We start from the raw sequence: 25659 nt of genomic DNA, 5'->3' as shown, positions 1-25659 counted from the left end.
CCTGTCCTCTTTAGATCAAATGCTTAAGTTGCTCGGCAACCTCTGCCTGAGCCACTGTTGTTTGTTCGCCACCAAGTAGATCTTTCAGAACTACCGTGCTTTCAGCTACTTCGTTTTCACCCAGCACAAGTGCGACTGCAGCGCCAACTTTGTCAGCACGCTTAAATTGTTTCTTAAAGTTTCCACCGCCAAAGTGCGTCATAACACGCAAACCTGGTAGTGCTTCACGCAGTTGTTCTGCCAGTTTCATGCTCGCCATCAGCGTACCTTCGCCAGCACTCACCATATACACATCAACCGCTCGGCGAGTTTCAGCCAGCTCTAACTCTTCCAGCATCAATACCAGACGCTCAAGCCCCATCGCGAAGCCAACGGCTGGTGTTGCTTTGCCACCAAGTTGCTCAACCAGACCATCGTAACGACCACCGCCACATACAGTACCCTGAGCGCCTAAGCTTTCAGTGATCCACTCAAATACGGTACGGTTGTAGTAGTCCAGACCACGAACTAAGCGCTGATTAACTTGGTATTCGATACCAGCAGCGTCAAGAAGTTCACACAAACCAGCAAAATGTGCTTTAGAATCTTCGTCAAGGTAATCGGACAACTGTGGCGCATCAACAAGAATCGCCTGGATATCTTTGTTTTTGGTATCCAGCACACGAAGTGGATTGGTGTGCATACGACGTTTACAGTCTTCGTCCAGGATATCAATGTGTTGCTCCAAAAATGCAATCAGAGCAGTACGGTAATTTGCACGAGCTTCTAAAGAACCAATGGAGTTCAGTTCCAAGCGAACGTGTTTGTCGATGCCAAGCTCACGCCACAAACGCGCCGTTAGCATGATCAGTTCAGCATCAACATCTGGTCCATTCAAACCAAAGACTTCAACACCACACTGGTGGAACTGACGGTAACGACCTTTTTGTGGGCGCTCATGACGGAACATAGGTCCCATGTACCACAAACGCTGTTCCTGGTTGTAAAGCAGACCATTTTCAATGCCTGCACGTACACAACCTGCAGTGCCTTCAGGGCGAAGGGTCAGGCTGTCGCCGTTGCGGTCTTCAAAGGTGTACATTTCTTTTTCAACCACATCGGTGACTTCACCAATGGCACGGCTGAATAGATGCGTCATCTCAACGATAGGCATGCGCACTTCACTGTATCCGTACGCACTGATCACATGTTTCACCGCATTCTCCACTTTTTGCCAAAGAGGAGATTGTGTTGGGAGGCAGTCGTTCATACCTCGGATTGCTTGTATCGTTTTTGCCACAGTTTTATACCGTTGAGATTATTGTTTATCGATTAAATTGATGTCGATGCGGTTATTCTCGTCTAGCATCGACGCTTTCGCGCGAATCTTCGCTTCTAGCTTGTTAACGAGATCATCATTGTCGAAACGCTCTTTTTGACGTTTACCATCTTCGTAAAAGGCACTTTTCTTGTTACTGCCTGCAAGACCTAGGTGGGAAACTTCTGCTTCACCTGGTCCATTCACCACACAACCGATGATGGATACATCCATTGGTGTGATTATGTCTTCGAGACGTTCTTCCAACGCGTTTACTGTGTTGATCACATCAAACTCTTGTCGTGAACAGCTTGGACAGGCAATAAAATTAATGCCACGCGAGCGGATTCGAAGTGACTTCAGAATGTCGAAGCCCACTTTGATTTCTTCTACCGGATTCGCCGCCAGAGAAATACGTAACGTGTCACCGATTCCTTCTGCGAGCAACATGCCTAAGCCAACCGCTGATTTCACAGATCCAGCACGCGCACCACCAGCCTCAGTAATGCCGAGGTGGAGGGGTTGGTCGATCTCTTTTGCCAGCAAACGATAAGAATCGACGGCTAGGAAAACATCGGAAGCTTTAACACTGACCTTAAACTGGTCGAAGTTAAGACGGTCAAGGTAATCCACGTGGCGCATTGCCGATTCCACCAAAGCTTCTGGTGTTGGCTCGCCGTACTTCACCTGCAGATCTTTTTCCAAAGAACCGCCATTTACGCCAATGCGAATTGGAATGTTTTTATCACGCGCACAATCGACAACCGAACGAACGCGTGCTTCATTACCAATGTTACCTGGGTTGATTCGAAGGCAGTCAACACCGTACTCCGCAACTTTCAATGCGATACGGTAATCAAAGTGAATATCGGCAACCAATGGTACCTTCACCTGCTGCTTAATAAGCTTGAACGCTTCTGCCGCTTCCATAGTAGGAACCGACACACGAACAATATCTGCACCAACGTTTTCCAACGACCGGATTTGTTCCACAGTGGCGTCAACATCGGTCGTTCTGGTGTTGGTCATGGACTGTACCGCAATTGGGGCACCGTCACCGATCGGCACATCACCCACATTGATGCGGGTCGATGCACGACGTTTAATAGGGGATTCGTGTTGCATAATTGCTTTTAGACTAACTCAGCTTGCTAGGGTAATTTGAATCTTGCTACTTTGCCCGCAGTATACCCAGAAAGGTCTACCGCTTCACCAGCAAATGTCATTGTAACACCCTCAGGCGCACCTAATATGACGCTGTAAGGGGCTTGACCGCTCAGAGTAAGCTGATGTCCCGCTTTTTTAACACCAGTTGCAAGGACTTTTCCATCTGCGTCTTTAACCTGAATCCAGCAATCTGCCGAAAACGACATAGATACTTGATTTGATGTTACTGGAGTTTCAGATTGCGACGGTGCTTCTGGCTGCTGTGTGGGTTCATTTTCAACTACTGCGACCTCGGGTTCTGGGTCGGAAACAGTAGATGAGTTATCAACGGGCGTAGCTTCTGTTGATGTGTTTTCTGTCGTTGCTTCGATACTCGAAGCATCAGGTTGTATTTGCGAATCGGGCTCTGTTTGAGAAGATGCTTCTCGCTGCAAAGGTTGCGTAGAGACAACGTTAAGTTCACGCTGTGCTTCAAGCACCGCTAAATCCGCTTCGGATTCCTGAGATAAAGAACCCTGAGATGAGACAAGCTCAGAGACGGATAAGGTGTCCTGGCTTTGATTTTGCCACCACCAAACAGATGAAATTCCAACTAAAACGACCAATACACCCCAAGTGATTAGCATGATGCGGCTGTCGTGTTTTTCGCGGTTAGTTTTTCGGGAAAAGCTTTGCATGGCGTGCTCTTTGTGCTCGTCTTCAAGCGCGCCTTCTAGAAGAGGAAGGACTTCATCATCAGAAAGCCCTACCGCCTTTGCATAAGATCGCAAATAGCCACGGGTAAAAGTGGCTACTTGGTCAGATTTGAAGTTATTTTCTTCAATGTTTTGAATCACTGCTAAGCGGAGTCGCAGTCGGTCAGCAATGTCTTTTTGCGATAACCCAAGCTTCTCGCGCTGTTGGCGCAGTACATCACCCGGCAGAGGTAATGTAGAAATAGTCATATTTTCTGCAGTTTGTTCAATACTCATTCGCTACGTACTTCTGATATTGAATCGAGTCTGGGTATTTATCTTTTAATACGCTTGCGTATTTATTTGCCAGAGATTCATTGCCTGCTTGTTTTTCTAGTTGAATGAGCAGACCTAAACTCGATGCACGATACCCATATCTATTATGAAATTTTAAAAGTCTGACCCTTGCTTCACGATACTTCTTTTTTTGTATTTCTATTTGTGTCAACTGAAGTATAGAAACCACTCGGTTTGGGTCATGATCCAACGAACGAGAGAAATAATATTCAGCCTTATCCTGATCACCGTGCTTAAGCGCACACATTGCCGCATTTTGATAGCTGGCTGAAATCAAGTAATAATATGGCTGCTCAATAGCACGGTTAAAGAATGCATCGGCTTCGTCATAGCGTCCGATCTTACAAAGAAATGTACCGTAGTTATTGAGAACATCACCGTTCTTTGGCGACTCCCTTAGTGCCTTCTTATAGGCTTGCTCTGCTTGACCGTTTTCACCGACTTCCTGATAAAAGTGAGCCATTGCGATCAACGAGCGATAATATTTTGGCGCATAGCTCACGGCTTTTTCAAGGTTTTCCCTTGCCCGGATCATGTCTCTCGACTCCAGGTAGTTTAGCCCCAAACTTATACGCGCTTCCGCCGCTTTAATTTTATCGAACTGATTATTAGCGGGTTGTTCAGTAACTGTAACACAACCTACTAACAAACTAACCAGAAATATGCCCGCAATTCTCACCAACATCACACTCCCTTACTGTGCGGGGAGCCTTCCGGGTCAATTATCAAGTCAGATTGACTTCACCGCGATTGGTTCCCCATGCTGTTTAAGTTTTGTTCGTTTTGTACGATCGATCACATCACCAACCAGCTGACCACAGGCTGCATCGATGTCATCACCACGTGTTTTACGAACAGTCACCGTGTAATCGTGCTTCATCAACGTTTTCATAAAACGGTCAATGCGCGAGTTACTTGGCTTGCGATATGGTGAACCAGGATAAGGGTTAAAAGGAATCAAATTTATCTTAGCAGGCGTATCTTTTAACAATTCTGCGAGTTGTCTTGCATGTTCCATATCGTCATTCACATGATCTAACAGAACATACTCAATGGTTACCTTGCCACGGTTAGCATTAGAGGAGGCAATGTATCGTCTTACGGACGTTAAAAAGTCTTCAATGTCCCAACGATCATTGATTGGCATGATTTCACTACGAAGCTTATCGTTCGGAGCATGCAAAGAGATCGCGAGCGCAACGTCAATGTTACCTGTCATTTGGTCAAGACCAGAAACCACACCTGATGTGGAAACCGTCACACGACGCTTAGACAACCCAAAACCGAGATCATCAAGCATAAGCTCCAGGGCAGGAATCAGGTTTTTCATGTTGAGAAGCGGCTCGCCCATACCCATCATAACGACGTTGGTGATCGGACGACGACCTGTTTCTTTTTCTAAACCAATTTCACGAGCGGCACGCCATACCTGACCAATGATTTCAGATACTTTCAAGTTGCGGTTAAAGCCCTGCTGAGCGGTCGAGCAGAACTTACACTCAAGTGCACAACCAACCTGAGAAGAGACACATAAGGTGGCGCGATCGTCTTCCGGAATGTAAACCGTTTCAACATCCTGATCGCCCACACGCATCGCCCACTTAATAGTACCGTCCGTCGAGTGCTGAGCTTCTGAAACATACGGTGCACGAATTTCAGTTAATCGCTGAAGTTTCTCACGCAGTTTCTTGTTGATGTTGGTCATTTTCTCGAAGTCGTCGACACCAAAATGGTAGATCCACTTCATGACCTGATCGGCACGAAATGCCTTTTCGCCTAATTCATCGGCGAAATATTTCCGTAGCCCTTTTCGGTCAAAATCCAGCAGATTTACTTTTTCAGTGCTCATGTTGCCTCTCGCGGTGGAACTTTATTTAAGGGCGCGAATTGTACAGCCTTTACCCAATGACAACAAGGGGTCGGGAGTAAGGTTATTGATAAGAGATTAATTTTAAATCGATTAAAAATTAATCAAAATAATATTCTCAAGAATAGCAGAGTAAATATGAGAGAAAAGAGAAGAGATTATGAAAAAGAAACGCTCTGATATTTCAGAGCGTTTCTTTGAGAAACGTTAGTCGTTACGAGGGCAAATCTCAGAAGTCGGGAAGAAGTACTCGATTTCACGTGCAGCAGATTCTGGGCTGTCACTGCCGTGCACAGAGTTAAAACGCATGCTTTCTGCGTAATCTGCACGGATGGTACCGCATGCAGCTTCCTCTGGATTTGTTTTACCCATGAGTTCGCGGTAACGTGCAATCGCATCTTCACCTTCAAGCACCTGAACCATAATAGGTCCTGATGTCATGAATTCTTTCAGTCCTTCAAAGAAAGGTTTACCTTCGTGCTCAGCGTAGAAGCCACTTGCCTGTTCTTCAGAAAGGTGGACCATTTTTGCCGCAATGATTCGAAGACCGGCTTTTTCAATACGGTTATAGATTTCACCCACAAGGTTTCGCTTAACTGCATCGGGCTTGATGATGGAAAATGTTCTTTCTAGAGCCATAAGATGTCCTTCGTACTATCGTTATAATATTTTTGCAGGCAGGTTTCCGCCTGCATGCCGAATTCTGATTATTTCGCCTGTTCAGTGAGAATACGAGCCAGAGTGCGAACACCCATGCCCGTTGCACCTGCAGACCACTTATCACTTGCACTCTTACGATACGTGCCTGCGCAGTCAAAATGCAACCAGCCTTTCTTGTAGTCATTCACAAAATAAGACAAAAATGCTGCTGCTGTGCTTGCGCCAGGCGAATACTGACCGCTACTGATGTTTGACATGTCAGCAAAGTTCGACGGAAGCATTGAACGGTGGAAATCAGCCAGCGGAAGAGGCCACAGCCCTTCTTTTTCTTCATTGGCGTATGAAATCGCTTTTGCAGAAAGAGCATTATCGAACGTCAGCAGTGCGTGGTAGTCGTTACCCAATGCGTTCTTCGCCGCACCAGTCAGAGTTGCACAATCAATGATTAGCTCAGGGCTGTGCTCACTCGCATACAGCAGACCATCAGCCAGTACCAAACGACCTTCCGCATCGGTGTTCATGATCTCAACCGTTTTACCATTCTTATAGGTAATGATGTCGCCCAACTTGAATGCTCGACCAGAAATCATGTTCTCAGCACAGCAAAGGATCAACTTAACTCGCTTATTGAGACCACGTAGGATCGCAAGTGCTAGACCGCCAGTGATCGTACCGGAACCACCCATGTCCGCTTTCATCGCGTCCATAAAACCAGAAGGTTTAATGCTGTAACCGCCAGAATCAAAGGTGATGCCTTTACCAACCAGACACGCAAATACTGGCGCGTTTTCGTCACCTGTTGGGTTGTAGTCTAGTTGTAGCATTGCAGAAGTTCGCTCTGAACCACGACCAACCGCGTAAATGCCTTCCCACCCTTCAGTCAGAAGATCTTTGTCTTTTACAATACGGTAAGTTACGTGCTCAGGAGCTAGAGACTTGATGAATTCACCCGCCATGGTTGCCAATTGGCGAGGCGCAACTTCTTCAGCGCTTTTATTGATGATGTCACGAACCCAATCGCCCGCTTTGATGCGCGCTTTCAGTTCTTTTTCTGAATTTTCTTCAAGCTCAGTCCATACCACTGAATTTGTATTCTTTGGACTACGGAAACCTTGATAAAACGCCCAGATAGTTTCAACGTTCCAGCCTTCTCCTTCCAGAGATACCGCTTTGATTCCTTGACCATCCAGCTTGCGACCCGCACGTTGAGCGACATCTGTCAGTTCGTTGTCTGTATGGTGAATGGTTGCACCTTGCTCGGTAAAAGATAGGATTGCTTTCTCACCCCAATGAGGTTGTGCCGCTTGTGAGGAAATGAATACCGGCATTTGAGTAGACATGATTTCTCCTTGTCTTGGTGTCGTAATCCTTGCAATTCTTTATTACGACTGTGTTTCTTTTCACTAGTTTCAGAATGTTAGCATTATGTTCGAGTTAAATGTCATTTGCATAAAAAAAACGGGCAATTAAGCCCGCTTTTTTCAGTAAATAATGTTAGGTCACATTATGTTGCTTATCTTTTAATCTGCTTCATCCATCCAACACAGAATAATTGCTTCAAGGATTTTTTCGTTTGATCGGTTTGGATCGTCGTCAAAATCCTCTAGCTCGCAAATCCAACGGTGCAGGTCGGTAAAACGCACTGTTTTTGGGTCTGTATCCGGATACAAATCACAAAGCTCAATCGCGATATCTCGCGAGTCAGTCCATTTCAAGCTCATATCTCTTCCCTATTAATGATCTTCAGCCGCGTGGTTTAAAGTGTATTTCGGAATCTCAACAACCAAGTCTTCATCTGCAATAACAGCCTGACAGCCAAGGCGAGATTCAGGCTCTAGCCCCCACGCTTTGTCTAGCATGTCGTCTTCCAGTTCATCACTCTCATCCAGTGAATCAAAACCTTCGCGAATCACAACATGACATGTTGTACATGCACAGGATTTTTCACACGCGTGCTCAATTCCAATTCCGTTTTTAAGTGCAACATCTAATACAGACTGACCAGTTTGTCCTTCTAATACCGCACCTTCTGGGCAAAGATCTTCATGAGGTAAAACAATAATCTTAGGCATTTTAAATTCTCAAACTTCTTCTGTTAAATGTCATCAACCGACTGACCAGATAAGGCAGTACGGATGGATTTGTCCATGCGTCGTGACGCAAATTCCTGGCTGGCTTTATCAGTATCCTTGATGCCTCGCTCAATCGCGTCGGCATTATCACCGTTTCGAAGCGCAATCAATGCCTCGATGGATTTTAGCAACACTTGCTGTTCTTCTTCAGATAACAGCTCATCACCATCTGCCTGTATAGCAGCGACCAAACCTTCAATTACTCTGTCTGCTTCTACACGTTGCTCTGCCAGGGCACGAGCTTGCATGTCTTCTCTAGCATAGGTCATGGAATCTTTGAGCATGCCAGCGACTTCATCATCACTCAGACCATAAGAAGGTTTCACTTGGATTTCTGCCTGAACACCCGTGCTCTTTTCCATTGCAGTAACAGAGAGCAAGCCATCCGCATCCACTTGATAGGTGACGCGAATATGCGCCGCACCTGCAGTCATAGGTGGGATACCTTTTAGCGAGAATTTCGCCAGAGAACGACAGTCGTCAATCAGTTCACGTTCGCCCTGCGCGACATGAACCAGCATGCCCGTCTGACCATCTTTGAAAGTAGTAAACTCTTGAGCGCGAGCGACAGGGATCGTGGTATTTCTTGGAATGATCTTCTCGACCAGGCCACCCATGGTTTCTATGCCCAATGACAGCGGAATGACATCCAACAACAGCATTTCAGAATCCGGTTTGTTACCCGCTAAAATATCTGCCTGAATCGCAGCCCCAATGGCAACCACCTCATCGGGATTGATGCTTGTTAGTGGCTCACGATGAAAAAACTCACCGACCATTTCACGAACGTATAAAGTTCGGGTTGAGCCACCTACCATCACGACTTCCTGAACTTCTTCTGTACTTACACCTGCATCTTTAAGAGCGCGGCGACATGAAAGCAAAGTCTTTTTCACTAGAGGATGAATCAACTCATTGAAGGTGTCACGAGATAGCGAACCTGTCCAAGAACCAAATTTAATCTCAGTAACGGTGGAATCAGACAAAGCAATCTTCGCCTGAGTTGCCACATCCAACAAAGCACGGTTTTCCTGGATCGATAGATCGCCTTGGTAGCCCGATTGCTCTTTGATGTAGTCAGCGATGATATGATCGAAATCATCACCACCCAGAGCAGAGTCTCCGCCAGTGGCCAAGACTTCAAATACCCCTTTGGATAAACGTAGGATAGAGATATCAAACGTACCTCCTCCCAAGTCATAGACGGCAATAACCCCCTCTTGACCTGAATCCAATCCGTAAGCAATGGCTGCTGCGGTAGGTTCATTAAGAAGGCGCAGTACGTTCAATCCAGCTAACTTAGCTGCGTCTTTAGTGCCAGCACGCTGTGCATCATCAAAGTACGCAGGTACCGTAATCACAACCCCAGTTAGCTCGCCACCCAAGGTTTCTTCAGCACGCTGACCGAGAGATTTCAAGATCTCAGATGACACTTGAATCGGGTTAACGTTACCTTGATCGGTTTCAATTACTGGCAAACCATTTTCGCTGGCTGTGAATTGATAAGGTAAAGACGGATAACGGTTTTGAATATCTTCCAGAGAACGACCAATTAGGCGTTTGGCGGATATGATGGTTTGTTTTGGGTCAGACTGTGCATGCTCACGTGCAGCAGTTCCGACGACAGGATCCTCAGAGCCATAATACACAACCGAAGGCAGAATGCTTTCACCCCGTGCATCCACTAGCGGCTTGGCGGTTCCACTTCGAACCGATGCCACCAGTGAATTGGTTGTACCGAGATCAATGCCCGCCGCGAGCTTATGCTCGTGAGGCGCGGAGCTTTGACCTGGCTCTGCAATTTGAAGTAATGCCATTGAAATTCCTTTATTATGCGAACAACTTTTCTTCGAGTTGCTCTATCTCATTTTGTAATTTGGCAATAAATTTTAGCTTGCGAATACCATTCGCAGCATTTTCCAGTGATTCTTCAGTCAATGACTGAACCATCTCATCTAAGTGAGATTGATACAGTTTACTGACCTTTTTTTCAAAATCGAACAGCTCAGACTCTGGATCAGATGAAGACTCGATCTCTTCCAATGCTTCCCTCAGTTCCATTTGCTCCATTAGGAACATCGGGTCTTGCATGGTGTTTTGCTCGTTGCGAATATCTACCCCTTTAAGGGACAAAAGATACTCTGCGCGAGAGATAGGTTGCTTCAAAACTTGAAATGCATCGTTTATTTGAGCGGCTTTCTGAACCGCCATAAGGCGATCGCGCTCAGACGAGGTCGCAAATTTATCAGGATGAAATTGACGCTGAAGTTCTCTAAATTGGGTGGACAACGCGGTGACATCGAGATCAAATTGGCGAGAAATGCCAAACAATTCAAAATGATCCATTATCTGTCTCTCAATAATATTGGGCAAAATTCAAGACGGGTGGAAAGTACAAAACGCAGCCTTCACTGCGTTTTTGTTCATTTTATTTATTGATGTTTGCGATTAAACATTAAAGCTTTCACCACAACCACATTCGCTCTTCACGTTAGGGTTGTTAAACTGGAAGCCTTCGTTCAAACCTTCTTTGACAAAATCCAACTCAGTTCCATCAAGATAAACCAAGCTTTTCGGGTCAATGATGATTTTCACATTGTCTTGTTCGAAGATTTCATCTTCGTCATTCAATACATCAACAAATTCGAGAACATATGCCATTCCTGAACAACCTGTGGTTTTTACCCCAAGTCTCAAACCGATACCTTTACCTCGGTTATCAAGAAATGCTCTGACCCGGCTTGTTGCCGCTTCTGTCATGGTAATGGCCATACTGCACCCTGCTTACATTAGTGAATTTAAGACAGGAGAGCGTTTTTCTCTCCTGCTTTAACTTTAGGAGTCGTGTTTCTTTTTGTAATCAGAAACAGCGGCTTTGATTGCATCTTCTGCCAGAATTGAGCAGTGAACTTTTACCGGTGGTAATTCAAGCTCTTCTGCAATTTCTGCATTTTTAATTGCTGCCGCTTCATCAATGCTTTTGCCTTTTACCCACTCTGTAACAAGAGAGCTGGAAGCAATCGCACTGCCGCATCCATAAGTCTTAAATTTCGCGTCTTCAATAATGCCTTCAGGGGACACTTTGATTTGCAGTTTCATTACGTCGCCACATGCTGGCGCGCCAACCATACCACTTCCGACAGATGGATCTTCTTTGTCAAATGAACCAACGTTGCGTGGGTTTTCGTAGTGATCAATAACTTTTTCGCTGTATGCCATAATCTTTTACCTCGAATCCTCTATATTCCTTAGATTAGTGGTGAGCCCACTCAACCGTACTCAAATCAACACCTTCTTTGTACATATCCCATAGAGGAGACATGTCGCGCAGTTTATCTACTGCTACGCGAATTTTTTCGACGGCGTAATCCACTTCTTCTTCTGTCGTAAAACGACCAAATGAGAAACGGATAGAACTATGAGCCAGTTCATCATCCAGACCTAACGCACGTAAAACGTATGAAGGCTCTAGGCTTGCAGACGTACACGCAGAGCCAGAAGATACAGCCAGATCTTTTAATGCCATCAGCAGTGATTCACCTTCTACAAAGGCAAAACTGATGTTTAGGTTGTGAGGAACGCGTTGGTCAAGGTCACCATTAACGGTTAACGCTTCCATACCTTCCAAACCTTTTAACATGCGATCGCGCAGGGCTTTAGCATGTTCAAAGTCTTTCTGCATATCTTCTTTAGCGATGCGGAACGCTTCGCCCATACCAACGATTTGGTGTGTTGGCAGTGTACCTGAACGGAATCCACGCTCGTGACCGCCACCGTGCATTTGTGCTTCTAAACGAATGCGTGGTTTACGGCGAACGTAAAGTGCACCAATACCTTTTGGTCCATAAGCTTTGTGAGCCGACATCGAAATCAGGTCTACTTTCATTTCTTTTACATCTAGAGGCACTTTGCCTGCAGACTGAGCTGCATCAACGTGGAAGATGATTTTGCGCTCGCGGCAAAGCTCGCCGATCGCAGAAATGTCCTGAATAACGCCAATTTCGTTGTTAACGTGCATGATTGACACTAAAACTGTGTCTTCGCGCATGGCTTCTTGAAGCTTATTTAAGTCGATGATGCCGTTGGATTCTGGCTCAAGGTATGTCACTTCATAACCTTCGCGCTCAAGTTGGCGACAAGGGTCTAAAACCGCTTTGTGCTCGGTCTTACAAGTGATAACGTGTTTGCCTTTTTTACCGTAAAAGTGCGCTGCACCTTTTATCGCTAGGTTGTCTGATTCGGTTGCACCTGAGGTAAAGACAATTTCTCTCGGGTCAGCATTAAGTAGTTCAGCGATTTGCTCACGAGCAGTATCTACTGCCTCTTCTGCCTGCCAGCCATAACGATGCGAACGAGATGCCGGGTTACCGAACGTCCCGTCCATCGTCATGTACTGAACCATTTTCTCAGCAACGCGAGAATCAACTGGGCATGTTGCTGAATAATCAAAATAAATAGGCAGTTTCATTCTTTACTCCAATGTAAGATAGTGCCGCTTTTAATAAGCGATCATTTTATTATCGATTAAGAGCGTGCGTTTACACCGATGGGAGCGGTGTTTGTATTTTTTTGTCCAAACCCATGGTTGAGCGCCAAGTCAATGTCCTGACGGTCAGAAATTTCTAACACTTCATTATCAAGCATCAGCTCGCCAAGCGTGATGTTGTTAAGAAACTCACTAATTCTAGCACTTAAGTCGCGCCAAAGTGTGTGAGTTAGGCAGCGAGAGCCACCCTGGCAGTCGGCTTTACCGCTGCATTTGGTTGCATCGACAGATTCGTCAACGGCTGAAATAACCATTCCGATTGCAATTTCATTCGCATCTGCACCTAGGCGGTAACCACCACCAGGACCACGAACGCTCGCAACCAGACCTGCTTTACGCAGTTTTGAAAACAGTTGTTCTAAGTAAGAAAGAGAAATTCCCTGGCGCTCTGAAATATCCGCCAGCGGGACTGGGCTCTCTTGCGAATGCAGAGCAACATCTAACATTGCTGTTACTGCATATCTTCCTTTTGATGTAAGTCTCATATCGCATCGTATCCACAGTAAGTTTGTGGATAGAAGTTTTCCATACCTGACTAAATTGGTCAAGTATTTATTTGACTAAAATAGTCAGGTATTTAACCATTAAATTAATATGGTTATTTTACTTTGATATTTTCTTTTTGTACGGAGGTCAGAATCCCTCTCAAGATATTGATTTCCTGTGCTTCAGGTCGAGCTCTGGAGAATAAACGTCGAAGTTTATTCATCACCTGACCAGGGTTATCACTATCAATAAACTGGGTTTGAGTGATGACTTTTTCAAGATGCTCATAGAACATTTCCAACTCTTTATGCCTTGGATATTCTTCCTGCTCGGCTTTAGGATGGATACTTGCCTGCTCGTTTAAATGCGCGACTCTCACTTCGTAAGCGAGAGTTTGAACTGCCATAGCCAAATTCAATGAACTGTATTCTGGGTTTGCTGGAATACAGACATGATAATGACAGCGCTGGAGTTCTTCATTTGTCAGCCCGGTTCTTTCGCGTCCGAATACCAACGCCACTGGATGGCTTTTTCCTTCTTTGGCAAACAGTTCTCCACACTCTCGCGGCTCAAGCATTGGCCATTCCAGTGTGCGCGATCGAGCACTAGACCCGACGACCAAACCACAATCTTCTACGGCTTCTTCAAGGGTACTTACGATTTGGGCATTTAACGCTATTTCACTTGCTCCGGCCGCCAATGCGATAGCCTGAGAATCAACCTCACATTGTGGATCCACCAACACCATATTGGACAACCCCATCACTTTCATTGCGCGTGCTGCGCTGCCTATGTTTCCTGAATGAGATGTGCCAACTAATACGACTTTTACTTGGTCTAACATGGTGTTTAGATACCCGCTATTGAAAAACCGCGAAATAGTATCACAACACCAATAAAAAGGTTATCTCAATCCAATGGAGGGGCTTGCTTTCAATCACACTGCCAGAATCCAGTGTCAACGTAGGTTTCCACTCACCTCAAAAAGGGCAAAAAATAACCACTTCCTTTTTGTAGGAACTCTGATATACTCCCCGCCGCTTTATCGTTCTTTAACATCCGTTGGGAAATTTGTATGCATCCAATGCTTAACATTGCTATTCGCGCTGCGCGAAAAGCAGGCAATCACATTGCTAAATCACTAGAAAACGCTGACAAAATTGAGTCAACTCAGAAAGGCAGCAATGACTTTGTTACTAACGTAGACAAAGAAGCAGAAGCTCTAATCATCGATACCATCAAAAGCTCTTACCCTGAGCACTGTATCGTTGCTGAAGAAAATGGTCTTATCGAAGGTAAAGATAAAGACGTACAATGGATCATCGACCCACTGGATGGCACCACTAACTTCGTTAAAGGTCTACCACACTTCTCTGTTTCCATCGCCGTTCGTATGAAAGGCAAAACAGAAGTGGCGTGTGTATACGACCCAATGCTTAACGAACTGTTCACTGCTCAACGCGGCGCAGGCGCACAACTCAATAACGCACGTATCCGTGTTCCTCAATTGAAAGATCTTCAAGGTGCAGTTCTGGCAACAGGCTTCCCATTCAAGCAAAAGCAGCACTCTGAATCTTACATGAAGATTGTGTCCGCATTGTTTGTTGAATGTGCAGACTTCCGCCGCACTGGTAGTGCAGCACTTGACCTATGTTACTTAGCTGCAGGTCGTGTAGACGGCTTCTTTGAGTTAGGTTTGAAACCATGGGATATGGCGGCGGGTGAGCTGATTGCTCGTGAAGCTGGCGCAATTCTTACGGACTTCTCTGGTGGCACTAACTACATGCAATCAGGCAATATTGTTGGCTCTAGCCCACGCGGTGTTAAATCAATTCTAAAACACATCCGCGAAAACGGTAATGAAGCTATCCTGAAGTAATTTTTTACTGTCACACGCTGAATAAAACGCCCGGTTACTATGAAGTGACCGGGCGTTTTTTATTTGGGAACAACCTAAATGGCGAATTACGAAGCCTGTATCTAAATACTTGTGGGTTGAGTTGAATCCTTGGCTTGTTCTGCTTTCAGTTCACTGTAGATATTGCCGAGTTCCATATAGGAATATCTGTGTTCTACATACTCATACACGTTAAAAGAAAGTGCCAGTTTGTAAAGTGAGATAGCGTTACCGTAGTCTCCCTGAAGCTGGTAGCGCTTAGCCAGGTAGAAATAGGTTTCCGTTAAACGCTGCGATAACAGCTCGTTATCGTTAGTTGCACTGACAATAGCCTTAAGAGCACGTTCTTCTGAGATTTGCTCTAGCATCAAAGCAACCATCAACCACCCCCAACGCTCACTTCTCTGCTCGTAGCGAGTCATCAGTTTTTCTTTCGCTGTTTCGGCGTCAACTTCACGCTCTATCAAATACAGCCACAGTGCTCGAAACGGATCTTCTGGGTCATCGTCATAGTGCGTTGACATTTCTTCCAACGCTAACTCGAACCTTGAGCCATAGTACAAGGCAATAGCACGATTTCTTTCTGCATATTGGTTGCTTGGGTCAAGCTCAAGTGTGGAATCAAAAGCATCGTAAGCAGCATCAAATTCACGTTTTTCAGTGAAGTAAACACCAAGAAGGTTGTACACATCTGGCTGACGTGGATTGATGTTTAAGGAACGTTCAAAATCAAGGCGTGCTAAATCGCGTAACCCTACGCTATCGTAGTAGTTACCTCGCTCATAAAACATCTTAGCGCGGACTTCTTCCTTAAGATCCTGTCTTTGCAGAAGCTGAGTTAATCGCGCAATCTGCACTTCCTGCTGAATACTTGGTTGGAGCGGCACCGCCATGGGTGGGTATAGCCACTGGTTTTGGTTGGATGCACACCCTGTCAGTACCAGAGCCGATACAATCCCGACCATTTTTAACCATTTTGCCAAACTGATTCTCCTTAATTCGCGTCAATACTGAGCCGTTATAAAAGTGCTCGTTATATAGTAACCAATACTGAAAAATTTGACGCTTTGTACCTGTTCCCTATAGCAAAAAGGGGAGCCTTAGCTCCCCTTTATAACACGCTTTAATTCAAATGCGTATGCCTGACGCGTTATTCCGCGCTTGGCTCCTCACTTGATGGTGCTTCTTCAGTTTTTTCAACTGCTTCTTTCATACTTAGGCGGATACGGTTTTGGCGATCGATTTCAAGTACCTTAACCTTCACTTCCTGACCTTCAGAAAGGTGATCTGCCACTTTCTCGATACGCTTGTCAGCGATTTGAGAAATGTGTACCAGACCTTCTTTACCACCAAGAACAGCAACGAATGCACCGAAGTCTACGATACGAGTCACTTTACCTGTGTAGATAGTGCCTACTTCAACTTCTGCTGTGATCTCTTCGATACGACGAATCGCTTCTTTAGCAGCTGTGCCTTCAGTTGCAGCAATCTTGATTGTACCGTCGTCTTCGATTTCGATGGTTGTGCCAGTTTCTTCAGTCAGAGCACGGATAACTGCACCACCTTTACCGATAACGTCTTTGATCTTGTCTGCGTTGATCTTCATGGTGTGGATACGAGGAGCAAACTCAGAGATATCTTCGCGAGCACCTGAAATCGCCTGATCCATCACAGATAGGATGTGCTTACGCGCACCTTGTGCTTGGTTAAGCGCGATTTGCATGATTTCTTTAGTGATACCTTCGATCTTGATATCCATTTGTAGCGCAGTGATACCTTCGTTAGTACCTGCTACTTTAAAGTCCATGTCACCTAGGTGGTCTTCGTCACCCAAGATGTCGGAAAGAACCACGAAGTCGTCGCCTTCTTTCACAAGACCCATTGCAATACCTGCAACAGAAGACTTAATTGGTACACCAGCATCCATAAGTGCCAGAGACGTACCACATACAGAAGCCATTGAAGATGAACCGTTAGATTCCGTGATTTCCGATACAACACGTACTGTGTATGGGAACTCATCAACAGAAGGCATTACCGCAGCGATACCGCGCTTAGCCAGCTTACCGTGACCAATTTCACGACGCTTAGGAGAGCCAACGAAACCTGTTTCACCTACACAGTATGGAGGGAAGTTGTAGTGTAGAAGGAAGTGATCTTTCTTCTCACCAGTCAGTTCATCGATGATTTGAGCATCACGCTGTGTACCAAGAGTCGCCGTTACCAGCGCCTGAGTTTCACCACGGGTAAATAGTGAAGAACCGTGAGTACGTGGAAGTACACCAGTTTGTACGTCTAGTGCACGAACCATGTCTTTCTCACGACCGTCGATACGTGGGTTACCCGCAATGATGCGGCTACGTACAACGTTCTTCTCAAGAGAACCTAGCATGCCGCGGATTTCGCGCTCATCCAGTTCTTCGTCTTGTGCAAGAAGAGCTTCTACCACTTCGTTCTTGATAGTGCCTACTTGCTCGTAGCGCGCCATTTTTTCAGTGATTTGGTACGCTTCTTCGAAACGAGAAACAGCCAGTTCAGCAACGCGAGCTTTAAGCTCAGTGTTTTCTGCAGGCGCTTCCCACTCCCAAGCTGGAGTTGCCACTTCAGCAGCAAACTCTTTAATTGCTGTGATCACAGCTTGCTGTTGATCGTGACCGTAAACAACCGCAGATAGCATTTCTTCTTCTGTCAGGTTGTCTGCTTCAGACTCAACCATTAGTACTGCATTGTCAGTACCTGCTACAACTAGGTCAAGCTTAGAGCTTTCCAGTTCTGTGTTGCTTGGGTTTAGCACAAGTTGACCATCAATATGACCAACACGAGCCGCACCGATTGGACCGTTGAACGGGATACCAGAGATAGCAAGTGCAGCAGAAGTACCAATCATAGTTGGGATGTCTGGCTGAACATCAGGGTTTACAGACATTACTGTCGCGATAACCTGAACTTCGTTTTTGAATGCATCTGGGAATAGAGGACGGATAGGACGGTCGATAAGACGAGCTGTCAGTGTTTCGCCTTCAGACGGACGACCTTCACGCTTGAAGAAACCACCTGGGATTTTACCAGCGGCGTAGGTACGCTCTTGGTAGTTTACTGTAAGAGGGAAGAAGTCCTGACCTTCAACCGCTTCTTTTTTACCTACAACAGAAACGAATACCGCTGTATCGTCCATGTTGACCATAACTGCTGCTGTCGCTTGACGTGCGATAGCACCAGTTTCAATAGTTACGGTGTGGTTACCGTATTGAAACGTTTTTACGATTGGATTCACGTAAATTCCTTAGCTTTGAGTTTTTCAAAGTTGTTGTTTTGAATTAAACACAACAGCGCTTTACCAATCGCGACTAATGAAAAGAATTCGCCCGAATTGTTTTCATTAGCCGCGACCTTTATGGTCGACATCGGTGACTGTAAAGCTGCTTTGTGTGACTGGCAGAAGCCAAATCCGCAGTAGTATAAACTACTTATTGGAAAATGTCTTAAACACCATTCGGTAGGCACAAAAAAAGGAGCCGAAGCTCCTTCTTTCAAACAAACTGATCTTAGCGACGTAGGCCTAGACGTTTGATTAGGTCTTGGTAACGCTCTAGGTTTTTACCTTTAAGGTAGTCTAGAAGCTTACGACGACGAGAAACCATACGTAGAAGACCGCGACGGCTGTGGTGGTCTTGCTTGTGCGCTTTGAAGTGACCTTGTAGGTGGTTGATAGAAGCAGTCAGTAGAGCTACTTGTACTTCTGGTGAACCAGTGTCGCCTTCAGATTGTGCGTATTCAGCAACGATTGCTGCTTTAGTTTCTGCATTCAGAGACATAATTCTCTCCTAATAAGAGTTAAAGTTAAAACTGTGCCAGCCAATCTCTGATTCAGCCGACACGCGAAGCGCGCATTATACGGGGTGTATTTTGTAAACACAAGCGAACAGAATTAAAACTCTAAAAACAAAACCGAAGCGTAAGGCTTCGGTTTCAATTTAGCAGGGTTTTGACGTTACTCTTCGTCTCTAAAGACCACTAAGCGCTTGGGTGCCACTTTGCCATCATCGTCGATTTCACCAACGCCAATAAACAATTTTTCGTCACCACTTGTCATGCGAACCGTACCTTCGATCGGTGCACCAAACACCTGAACAGGCTGACCATGCTGAACCATGTGCGTCAGTTCTGCGTTGAGGTTAACCTCTGGTAAGCTTTCAACAGCGGTATCCATTGGCAACAGCAACACATCAAGTAACTCTTTTGGTGGCAAACCTTGATCGTTGGCATGCTCAAGAAGCTCGTTCAGTTGCTCCAGCGTTACCATGCGCTCGTAAGGGTAATTGGCCACACCAGTTCGACGCAGATACGTTACGTGTGCTCCGCAACCTAGCATCTCACCCAGGTCATCGGTAATTGTTCGAATGTACGTCCCTTTAGAACAGTGGATTTCCATTTCGACTTCATCGCCTTCAAATCGAAGCAGCTCAATGGAGTAGACTGTGATTTTCCGAGACTCACGAGGTACTTCAATACCTTCACGAGCGTACTCGTATAGCGGGCGACCTTGGTATTTCAACGCCGAGAACATCGAAGGAATTTGGTTCGTCGTGCCTTTGAATTTCTCAATGCATTCAAGAAGCTGTTCTTCGGTGACATTCACATCACGAGTTTCAACAACTTCGCCATCTGAATCCGAAGTATTGGTACGCTCACCCAGTTTGGCGATCACCACATATCGTTTATCTGAATCCAAAAGGAATTGCGAAAACTTGGTCGCTTCGCCCAGACAAATCGGCAACATGCCTGTTGCTAGCGGATCTAAAGCCCCTGTGTGCCCAGCCTTTTCAGCGAAATAGATACGCTTTACTTTTTGCAGCGCATCATTCGATGAAATGCCCGTCGGCTTATCGAGAAGAACGACGCCGTTAACCGGACGTCCTTTACGACGACGTCCCATTATTCTTCGTCTCCACGACCTGCATCTTCTTTCTTCCGCTTGTCTTTGCTAACCACTTCACTCACAAGGTTAGACATGCGCATACCTTCAACCAGTGTGTTGTCGTAAGTAAAACGAACTTCTGGAGTCAGGCGAAGACGAATACGCTTACCTAGCATCATACGAACTTGAACTTCGTGTTCTTTCAACGCTGCAAGGCTGCTTTCTGGGGTTTGCTCACCCACACATAGGAAAGTCACAAATACTTTTGCGTAAGCCAGATCACGAGACACTTCAACGTCGGAGATGGTTACCATACCAATGCGTGAATCACGAACTTCACGTTGCAGAATGAGCGCCAGTTCTTTTTGTAGTTGCTGCGACACGCGCTGCGTGCGGCTAAATTCTTTTGACATTTCTTTTCTCACTATAGAAAGAATGGGGGGCAAAGGCCCCCCATGGTGTATTCAACAACCTTTGCAATCTATCAGATTGATATCATTGCAACTTTGTCAATTAGTCTAGAGTACGTTTAACTTCAACGATTTCGAATACTTCGATTTGGTCGCCTACGCGAACGTCGTTGTAGTTCTTAACGCCGATACCACACTCGTAGCCATTCTTAACTTCTTGAACGTCATCTTTGAAGCGGCGTAGAGATTCTAGCTCACCTTCGTAGATTACTACGTTGTCGCGTAGTACGCGGATTGGATTGTTACGCTTGATAAGACCTTCAGTAACCATACAACCAGCGATTGCACCCAGTTTCGGCGACTTAAACACGTCACGTACTTCAGCAAGACCAATGATCTCTTGCTTGAATTCTGGAGCAAGCATACCGCCCATTGCTTGTTTCACTTCGTCAATCAATTGGTAAATGATTGAGTAGTAACGAAGGTCTAGGTTTTCAGTTTCAACTGTACGACGAGCAGAAGCATCAGCACGTACGTTAAAGCCTAGGATGATAGCGTTAGAAGCCGCTGCAAGTACTGCGTCAGTTTCTGTAATACCACCAACACCAGAACCTACGATGTTCACTTTCACTTCGTCAGTAGAAAGTTTACGTAGAGAATCTGCGATAGCTTCTACAGAACCCTGTACGTCAGCTTTAAGAACAACGTTAAGCTCGGCCACTTCACCTGCAGACATGTTCGCAAACATGTTCTCCAGCTTCGCTTTCTGTTGACGAGCCAGCTTAACTTCACGGAATTTACCTTGACGGTAGTTCGCTACTTCACGTGCTTTACGCTCATCACGTACCACTGTTGCTTCGTCACCTGATGCAGGAACACCAGACAGACCCAAGATTTCTACTGGGATAGAAGGACCAGCCGTTGAGATCTCTTGACCGTTTTCATCGCGCATTGCACGAACACGACCGTATTCCTGACCACAAAGTACGATATCGCCTTTGTTTAGCGTACCAGACTGAACCAGTACAGTCGCAACAGGACCACGACCTTTATCCAGACGAGATTCTACGACTACGCCAGACGCCATGCCTTCTTCAACCGCTGTCAGTTCAAGAACTTCAGATTGCAGAAGAATGGTTTCTAGAAGACCTTCGATGTTAGTACCCTGTTTCGCAGAGATGTGAACGAACATGTTCTCACCGCCCCACTCTTCTGGGATAACGTCGTACTGTGCCAGCTCGTTTTTCACGTTGTCTGGGTTTGCGTCTTCTTTATCGATCTTGTTCACAGCAACAATCAGAGGTACTTCCGCCGCTTTCGCGTGCTGAATCGCTTCGATAGTCTGTGGCATTACGCCATCGTCTGCCGCTACAACAAGAACAACAATATCTGTCGCTTGAGCACCACGAGCACGCATTGCGGTAAACGCGGCGTGTCCAGGAGTATCAAGGAAAGTGATCATGCCGTTTTCAGTTTCAACGTGGTATGCACCGATGTGCTGGGTAATACCGCCCGCTTCACCTGAAGCAACGTGTGCTTTACGGATGTAGTCAAGTGTCGAAGTTTTACCGTGGTCAACGTGACCCATGATAGTAACAACTGGAGCACGAGGAACCGCTTCAGCGTTATTGTCACGATCAGACAGTACTGCTTCTTCCAATTCGTTTTCTTTACGCAGGATAACTTTGTGACCCATTTCTTCTGCAACTAGCTGTGCAGTTTCTTGGTCGATTACCTGGTTGATGGTTGCCATTGCACCCATCTTCATCATCACTTTGATAACTTCAGTTGCTTTCACCGACATCTTGCTCGCCAGTTCAGAAACAACAATTGTCTCACCGATGACAACGTCAGATTTAGCAACAGAAGCACTCTTATCGAAGCCATGCTGCATGGAAGTTGGCTTAGCCAGCTTACCTTTCTTACCGCCGCGACCACCACGTTGGTTGCGATTGCCACCATTGCGGTTATTGCCACGATCATCGTTGTTAGTAGAAGCTTTCTTCTTACGACGACGAGGAGCTTTCTCTTCGCTTTGGTCAGCTGCATCTTCAGCTTCACGAGCAAATGTAGAAGTAGTAACGTGGTAGTCACCCTCTTCCATTGATTTCTCTTTCTTCTCAGCTTCTGACCAACGAGCTGCATTCTCTTCAGCTAGCTTACGGGCTTCTTCAACCAGTTTAGCCGCTTCAGCTTCTGCTTTACGCTGTGCTTCTTGTTCCTGACGGCGTTTTAGCTCATCAGCTTCTTGTTTTGCCTGCGAACTTAATTCCGCGCTCTTTGTGTTCATTTCTTTCTTAGCCTTATCAGCTTGTACGCGCTTGGCTTTTTCTTCCGCTTCACGTTTAGCTGCTTCCTCAGCTTCTCGTTTGGCTTTCTCTTCAGCTTCGCGTTGTGCTTTCTCTGCAGCTTCACGTTTAGCTAGCTCTTCCGCTTCACGCTTCGCTAGCTCTTCAGCTTCACGTTTTGCTGCTTCCTCAGCTTCTCGCTTAGCTTCTTCGTCGATTGCACTGCGTTTTACGTACGTGCGCTTCTTACGCACCTCTACTTGAACATTTTTACTCTTACCGCCGCCCGCATTCACACTTAAAGTGCTGCGAGTCTTACGCTGGAGAGTCAAGCGCGTAGGCTCGGATTCCCCTGAGGTATCACCATGCTCTTTTTTCAAATGAGTGAGAAGCTTTTGCTTCTCATCGTCAGATACGGTATCTGTGCCCGCTTTTTTCATCCCAGCATCAGCAAGTTGCTCAATCAAGCGGTCAACTGGCGTACCAATCTCATCACTCAGTGCTTTAACCGTTAATTCTGTCATGCCACTTCCTCCTTGCTGAAATTATTCTTCGTCGCCAAACCAACAGATGTTACGTGCAGCCATGATTAGCTCACCAGCACGCTCTTCTGTTAAACCTTCAATGCCTTCTATTTCATCAGTGCCTTGGTCAGCGAGGTCTTCGAGTGTAACTACACCTTTAGCTGCGAGTTTGAACGCCATTTCGCGTTCCAGACCTTCAAGTGCTAGCAGGTCTTCTGCTGGCTCCAGACCGTCAAATGATTCTTCTTGTGCCAATGCAATGGTCGTCAATGCATCTTTCGCACGCTGACGAAGCTCTTCTACGATTTCTTCGTTCAGACCGTCAACTTCAAGCAGTTCGTTAACTGGAACATACGCCACTTCTTCAAGCGTTGAGAAACCTTCTTCAACCAGAAGTTCTGCAAAGTCCTGCTCGATGTCCAGGTACTTCATGAAGTTTTCGATAGCCACACCAGATTCTTCCTGATGCTTCTTCTCTAGATCTGCAACTGTCATTACGTTCAGTTCCCAACCTGTTAGTTGAGAAGCCAGACGTACGTTCTGACCGTTACGACCGATAGCTTGTGCAAGGTTATCGGCTTCAACCGCAATGTCCATTGCATGTGCATCTTCATCAACAATGATGGAAGCCACATCAGCAGGAGCCATTGCGTTGATAACGAATTGAGCAGGGTTGTCGTCCCACAGTACGATATCGATTCGCTCACCACCTAATTCGCCAGATACAGCCTGAACACGTGCACCACGCATACCAACACAAGCACCAACAGGGTCGATACGTTTGTCGTTAGTTTTCACTGCGATTTTTGCACGTGAGCCAGGATCGCGCGCTGCGCCTTTTAGCTCAATTAACTCTTCTGCAATTTCTGGCACTTCCACTCGGAATAGCTCAGACAACATTTCTGGCTTAGAACGAGTGACAAACAATTGGAAACCACGTGCTTCCGGCGCCACTTTGTAAAGAAGACCACGTACACGGTCACCTGGGCGGAAGTTTTCACGAGGAAGTTGGTCGTCACGTAGAATCACAGCTTCAGCGTTATTACCAAGATCCAATACGACGGTGTCGCGGTTTACTTTTTTAACTGCACCAGTGATTAGATCACCTTCGTTGTCAATGAATTGCTCAACGATTTGCGCACGCTCAGCTTCACGTACTTTCTGTACGATAACTTGCTTAGCGGTTTGTGTAGTGATTCGGTCAAAAGTGACGGATTCGATATCGTCTTCGATAAAGCCACCTAATTCGATTTCTTCATCATCGTATTGTGCAGCTTCTAGTGAAATTTCTTTTGTTGGGCTTTCTACTTCTTCTACAACCAACCAGCGGCGGTAAGTGTCGAAATCACCTGTTTTGCGATCGATCGCAACACGAACATCGATTTCGATTTCGTATTTCTTTTTAGTAGCTGTGGCTAACGCGATTTCCAGCGCTTCAAAAATACGCTCACGAGGAACCGCCTTTTCGTTAGAAACAGCTTCTACTACCGCTAAAATTTCTCTGTTCATTCTCTAGCCTCTTAAGACTTAAAACTTAGGGATCAGGTTAGCTTTGGAAATGTTGCTTAGAGCAAACTCTTCTTTCGCACCATCCACTGTGATTGTGATCGTTTCGCCTTCTACGCCCTCAATCACACCCTTCCATTTACGACGGTTGCCCATAGCCATTTTCAAGACAAGGCTGACCTCGTGACCAATAAACTGTTGATAGTGTTCTGCTTTAAACAGTGGTCGCTCTAATCCAGGCGAAGATACTTCTAGGTTGTAGGCAACAGAGATTGGATCTTCAACATCCAATACCGCACTTACCTGATGACTTACTTCTGCACAGTCATCGACATTGATGCCATTCTCGTGATCGATGTAAATACGCAATGTTGAATGCTCACCTGCACGGATGAACTCCAATCCAACTAACTCATAACCAGAAGCAGCCACTGGCGCATCTAGCATTTCAGTCAGTTGTCTTTCTAAACCCGTCATGATCTCACCTTTAGATAACCACTCTAGAAACAAAAAAAGGGCTAATAGCCCTATCAAATAGCCCGAACATTACTCATATTTTGCACAACACAAAATACAAATAACAAAAAACCCCGATTAGTCGGGGTTTTTGTTGCTGGACCCTGATATAACTGAACATTATTTTGTTCAGCTTGCGGTTAGGTTATACCGCACAAACTTGCAACCTAAATTCACTACCTATTCATGTGAAATTTGGTTGCGGGGGCCGGATTTGAACCGACGACCTTCGGGTTATGAGCCCGACGAGCTACCAAGCTGCTCCACCCCGCGTCCGACTGCTGAGCATTATACGCCCAAGGCAGTATTTTACAAGTTTGTAGAATCATGGTGCCGAGAGAGGGACTCGAACCCTCACACCTAAGGCACTAGCACCTCATGCTAGCGTGTCTACCAATTTCACCATCTCGGCAT

At 45.8% G+C, this 25659-nt stretch carries 25 protein-coding genes and 2 tRNA genes; 1 reads left to right on the top strand and 26 read right to left on the bottom strand.

What is annotated here, in order from left to right:
- Positions 1-10: 10 nt before the first annotated feature.
- The 16 genes from hisS to trmJ all read right to left on the bottom strand — a co-directional run bounded on the left by hisS (position 11) and on the right by trmJ (position 14030).
- Entirely contained in the window at positions 11-1279 is a 1269-nt protein-coding gene (gene hisS / locus QMG91_RS03565) for a histidine--tRNA ligase (protein WP_022596647.1), read from the bottom strand.
- Positions 1280-1297: 18 nt separating this feature from the next.
- A complete protein-coding gene (ispG, locus tag QMG91_RS03560) occupies positions 1298-2422 on the bottom strand; it encodes a flavodoxin-dependent (E)-4-hydroxy-3-methylbut-2-enyl-diphosphate synthase (RefSeq protein ID WP_004401977.1) in 1125 nt (374 codons plus the stop codon).
- Positions 2423-2448: 26 nt separating this feature from the next.
- Positions 2449-3435, bottom strand: coding sequence for a cytoskeleton protein RodZ (gene rodZ / locus QMG91_RS03555; protein WP_281828935.1), 987 nt, complete (start codon positions 3433-3435; stop codon positions 2449-2451).
- Complete coding sequence (gene pilW, locus QMG91_RS03550; protein WP_004401975.1) at positions 3425-4180, bottom strand: type IV pilus biogenesis/stability protein PilW; 756 nt, start codon at positions 4178-4180, stop codon at positions 3425-3427. The genes rodZ and pilW overlap by 11 nt, the downstream gene beginning before the upstream one ends.
- Positions 4181-4225: 45 nt before the next feature.
- Complete coding sequence (locus QMG91_RS03545) at positions 4226-5344, bottom strand: bifunctional tRNA (adenosine(37)-C2)-methyltransferase TrmG/ribosomal RNA large subunit methyltransferase RlmN (protein ID WP_004401974.1); 1119 nt, start codon at positions 5342-5344, stop codon at positions 4226-4228.
- A gap of 225 nt (positions 5345-5569) precedes the next feature.
- A complete protein-coding gene (ndk, locus tag QMG91_RS03540; RefSeq protein ID WP_004401973.1) occupies positions 5570-6001 on the bottom strand; it encodes a nucleoside-diphosphate kinase in 432 nt (143 codons plus the stop codon).
- 68 nt (positions 6002-6069) lie between these two features.
- Positions 6070-7362 carry an aminopeptidase PepB gene (gene pepB, locus QMG91_RS03535; protein ID WP_022596653.1) on the bottom strand — a complete coding sequence of 431 codons (1293 nt, stop codon included), beginning with the start codon at positions 7360-7362 and terminating at the stop codon, positions 6070-6072.
- 180 nt (positions 7363-7542) lie between these two features.
- Positions 7543-7743 carry a Fe-S cluster assembly protein IscX gene (iscX, locus tag QMG91_RS03530; RefSeq protein WP_004401971.1) on the bottom strand — a complete coding sequence of 67 codons (201 nt, stop codon included), beginning with the start codon at positions 7741-7743 and terminating at the stop codon, positions 7543-7545.
- 12 nt (positions 7744-7755) lie between these two features.
- Positions 7756-8094 (bottom strand): ISC system 2Fe-2S type ferredoxin, encoded by a 339-nt coding sequence (gene fdx, locus QMG91_RS03525; RefSeq protein ID WP_004401970.1) that lies wholly within the window; start codon positions 8092-8094, stop codon positions 7756-7758.
- 23 nt (positions 8095-8117) lie between these two features.
- Positions 8118-9971 carry a Fe-S protein assembly chaperone HscA gene (gene hscA / locus QMG91_RS03520; RefSeq protein WP_281828930.1) on the bottom strand — a complete coding sequence of 618 codons (1854 nt, stop codon included), beginning with the start codon at positions 9969-9971 and terminating at the stop codon, positions 8118-8120.
- Positions 9972-9984: 13 nt separating this feature from the next.
- Positions 9985-10500: a co-chaperone HscB gene (hscB, locus tag QMG91_RS03515; protein WP_281870168.1), complete on the bottom strand. Its 516-nt coding sequence runs from the start codon at positions 10498-10500 to the stop codon at positions 9985-9987.
- Between the two features lie 102 nt (positions 10501-10602).
- Complete coding sequence (iscA, locus tag QMG91_RS03510; RefSeq protein ID WP_004401967.1) at positions 10603-10926, bottom strand: iron-sulfur cluster assembly protein IscA; 324 nt, start codon at positions 10924-10926, stop codon at positions 10603-10605.
- Between the two features lie 63 nt (positions 10927-10989).
- Complete coding sequence (gene iscU / locus QMG91_RS03505; RefSeq protein WP_004401966.1) at positions 10990-11373, bottom strand: Fe-S cluster assembly scaffold IscU; 384 nt, start codon at positions 11371-11373, stop codon at positions 10990-10992.
- 34 nt (positions 11374-11407) lie between these two features.
- Positions 11408-12622, bottom strand: coding sequence for an IscS subfamily cysteine desulfurase (locus QMG91_RS03500; RefSeq protein ID WP_022551463.1), 1215 nt, complete (start codon positions 12620-12622; stop codon positions 11408-11410).
- Positions 12623-12678: 56 nt separating this feature from the next.
- On the bottom strand, positions 12679-13185 hold the full coding sequence (iscR, locus tag QMG91_RS03495) for a Fe-S cluster assembly transcriptional regulator IscR (RefSeq protein ID WP_004401964.1): 507 nt from the start codon (positions 13183-13185) through the stop codon (positions 12679-12681).
- A 113-nt stretch (positions 13186-13298) separates the two neighbouring features.
- A complete protein-coding gene (gene trmJ, locus QMG91_RS03490) occupies positions 13299-14030 on the bottom strand; it encodes a tRNA (cytosine(32)/uridine(32)-2'-O)-methyltransferase TrmJ (protein WP_281870166.1) in 732 nt (243 codons plus the stop codon).
- Positions 14031-14261: 231 nt separating this feature from the next.
- Here trmJ and suhB point away from each other — a divergent pair, with 231 nt between their 5' ends.
- Complete coding sequence (gene suhB, locus QMG91_RS03485) at positions 14262-15065, top strand: inositol-1-monophosphatase (RefSeq protein WP_004401962.1); 804 nt, start codon at positions 14262-14264, stop codon at positions 15063-15065.
- A 101-nt stretch (positions 15066-15166) separates the two neighbouring features.
- Here suhB and nlpI read toward each other — a convergent pair whose 3' ends face one another.
- The 10 genes from nlpI to QMG91_RS03435 all read right to left on the bottom strand — a co-directional run bounded on the left by nlpI (position 15167) and on the right by QMG91_RS03435 (position 25657).
- Positions 15167-16048, bottom strand: coding sequence for a lipoprotein NlpI (gene nlpI / locus QMG91_RS03480; RefSeq protein ID WP_281830434.1), 882 nt, complete (start codon positions 16046-16048; stop codon positions 15167-15169).
- A gap of 185 nt (positions 16049-16233) precedes the next feature.
- Positions 16234-18357 (bottom strand): polyribonucleotide nucleotidyltransferase, encoded by a 2124-nt coding sequence (pnp, locus tag QMG91_RS03475; RefSeq protein ID WP_004401960.1) that lies wholly within the window; start codon positions 18355-18357, stop codon positions 16234-16236.
- Positions 18358-18628: 271 nt separating this feature from the next.
- A complete protein-coding gene (gene rpsO, locus QMG91_RS03470) occupies positions 18629-18898 on the bottom strand; it encodes a 30S ribosomal protein S15 (protein ID WP_004401958.1) in 270 nt (89 codons plus the stop codon).
- Between the two features lie 176 nt (positions 18899-19074).
- Positions 19075-20019, bottom strand: a complete 945-nt coding sequence (truB, locus tag QMG91_RS03465; RefSeq protein ID WP_045962240.1) for a tRNA pseudouridine(55) synthase TruB — start codon at positions 20017-20019, stop codon at positions 19075-19077.
- Positions 20019-20414, bottom strand: coding sequence for a 30S ribosome-binding factor RbfA (rbfA, locus tag QMG91_RS03460; protein WP_281828922.1), 396 nt, complete (start codon positions 20412-20414; stop codon positions 20019-20021). Before rbfA ends, truB begins: the two co-directional genes overlap by 1 nt.
- A 100-nt stretch (positions 20415-20514) precedes the next feature.
- Complete coding sequence (gene infB, locus QMG91_RS03455; protein ID WP_004401955.1) at positions 20515-23223, bottom strand: translation initiation factor IF-2; 2709 nt, start codon at positions 23221-23223, stop codon at positions 20515-20517.
- A 21-nt stretch (positions 23224-23244) separates the two neighbouring features.
- Positions 23245-24732, bottom strand: coding sequence for a transcription termination factor NusA (gene nusA / locus QMG91_RS03450; RefSeq protein ID WP_281828920.1), 1488 nt, complete (start codon positions 24730-24732; stop codon positions 23245-23247).
- A gap of 18 nt (positions 24733-24750) precedes the next feature.
- Entirely contained in the window at positions 24751-25206 is a 456-nt protein-coding gene (gene rimP / locus QMG91_RS03445) for a ribosome maturation factor RimP (RefSeq protein WP_004401953.1), read from the bottom strand.
- Between the two features lie 235 nt (positions 25207-25441).
- Positions 25442-25518: transfer RNA gene (locus QMG91_RS03440), tRNA-Met, on the bottom strand.
- A 55-nt stretch (positions 25519-25573) separates the two neighbouring features.
- A tRNA-Leu gene (locus QMG91_RS03435) sits at positions 25574-25657 on the bottom strand.
- Positions 25658-25659 lie beyond the last annotated feature (2 nt).

It is taken from the genome of Vibrio nigripulchritudo, assembly GCF_027924785.1.
In the GTDB taxonomy this organism is placed as follows: Bacteria; Pseudomonadota; Gammaproteobacteria; order Enterobacterales; family Vibrionaceae; genus Vibrio; species Vibrio nigripulchritudo.
The sequence above is the reverse complement of the archived record's forward strand: the minus strand, read 5'-3'. Positions and strand labels throughout refer to the sequence as shown.

Coding starts and splice junctions, on each gene's coding strand:
- ispG (WP_004401977.1), bottom strand. CDS start 2,422: ATGCAACACGAATCCCCTATTAAACGTCGTGCATCGACCCGCATCAAT.
- rodZ (WP_281828935.1), bottom strand. CDS start 3,435: ATGAGTATTGAACAAACTGCAGAAAATATGACTATTTCTACATTACCT.
- pilW (WP_004401975.1), bottom strand. CDS start 4,180: ATGTTGGTGAGAATTGCGGGCATATTTCTGGTTAGTTTGTTAGTAGGT.
- QMG91_RS03545 (WP_004401974.1), bottom strand. CDS start 5,344: ATGAGCACTGAAAAAGTAAATCTGCTGGATTTTGACCGAAAAGGGCTA.
- ndk (WP_004401973.1), bottom strand. CDS start 6,001: ATGGCTCTAGAAAGAACATTTTCCATCATCAAGCCCGATGCAGTTAAG.
- pepB (WP_022596653.1), bottom strand. CDS start 7,362: ATGTCTACTCAAATGCCGGTATTCATTTCCTCACAAGCGGCACAACCT.
- iscX (WP_004401971.1), bottom strand. CDS start 7,743: ATGAGCTTGAAATGGACTGACTCGCGAGATATCGCGATTGAGCTTTGT.
- fdx (WP_004401970.1), bottom strand. CDS start 8,094: ATGCCTAAGATTATTGTTTTACCTCATGAAGATCTTTGCCCAGAAGGT.
- hscA (WP_281828930.1), bottom strand. CDS start 9,971: ATGGCATTACTTCAAATTGCAGAGCCAGGTCAAAGCTCCGCGCCTCAC.
- hscB (WP_281870168.1), bottom strand. CDS start 10,500: ATGGATCATTTTGAATTGTTTGGCATTTCTCGCCAATTTGATCTCGAT.
- iscA (WP_004401967.1), bottom strand. CDS start 10,926: ATGGCCATTACCATGACAGAAGCGGCAACAAGCCGGGTCAGAGCATTT.
- iscU (WP_004401966.1), bottom strand. CDS start 11,373: ATGGCATACAGCGAAAAAGTTATTGATCACTACGAAAACCCACGCAAC.
- QMG91_RS03500 (WP_022551463.1), bottom strand. CDS start 12,622: ATGAAACTGCCTATTTATTTTGATTATTCAGCAACATGCCCAGTTGAT.
- iscR (WP_004401964.1), bottom strand. CDS start 13,185: ATGAGACTTACATCAAAAGGAAGATATGCAGTAACAGCAATGTTAGAT.
- trmJ (WP_281870166.1), bottom strand. CDS start 14,030: ATGTTAGACCAAGTAAAAGTCGTATTAGTTGGCACATCTCATTCAGGA.
- suhB (WP_004401962.1), top strand. CDS start 14,262: ATGCATCCAATGCTTAACATTGCTATTCGCGCTGCGCGAAAAGCAGGC.
- nlpI (WP_281830434.1), bottom strand. CDS start 16,048: ATGGTCGGGATTGTATCGGCTCTGGTACTGACAGGGTGTGCATCCAAC.
- rpsO (WP_004401958.1), bottom strand. CDS start 18,898: ATGTCTCTGAATGCAGAAACTAAAGCAGCAATCGTTGCTGAATACGCA.
- truB (WP_045962240.1), bottom strand. CDS start 20,019: ATGGGACGTCGTCGTAAAGGACGTCCGGTTAACGGCGTCGTTCTTCTC.
- rbfA (WP_281828922.1), bottom strand. CDS start 20,414: ATGTCAAAAGAATTTAGCCGCACGCAGCGCGTGTCGCAGCAACTACAA.
- infB (WP_004401955.1), bottom strand. CDS start 23,223: ATGACAGAATTAACGGTTAAAGCACTGAGTGATGAGATTGGTACGCCA.
- nusA (WP_281828920.1), bottom strand. CDS start 24,732: ATGAACAGAGAAATTTTAGCGGTAGTAGAAGCTGTTTCTAACGAAAAG.
- rimP (WP_004401953.1), bottom strand. CDS start 25,206: ATGACGGGTTTAGAAAGACAACTGACTGAAATGCTAGATGCGCCAGTG.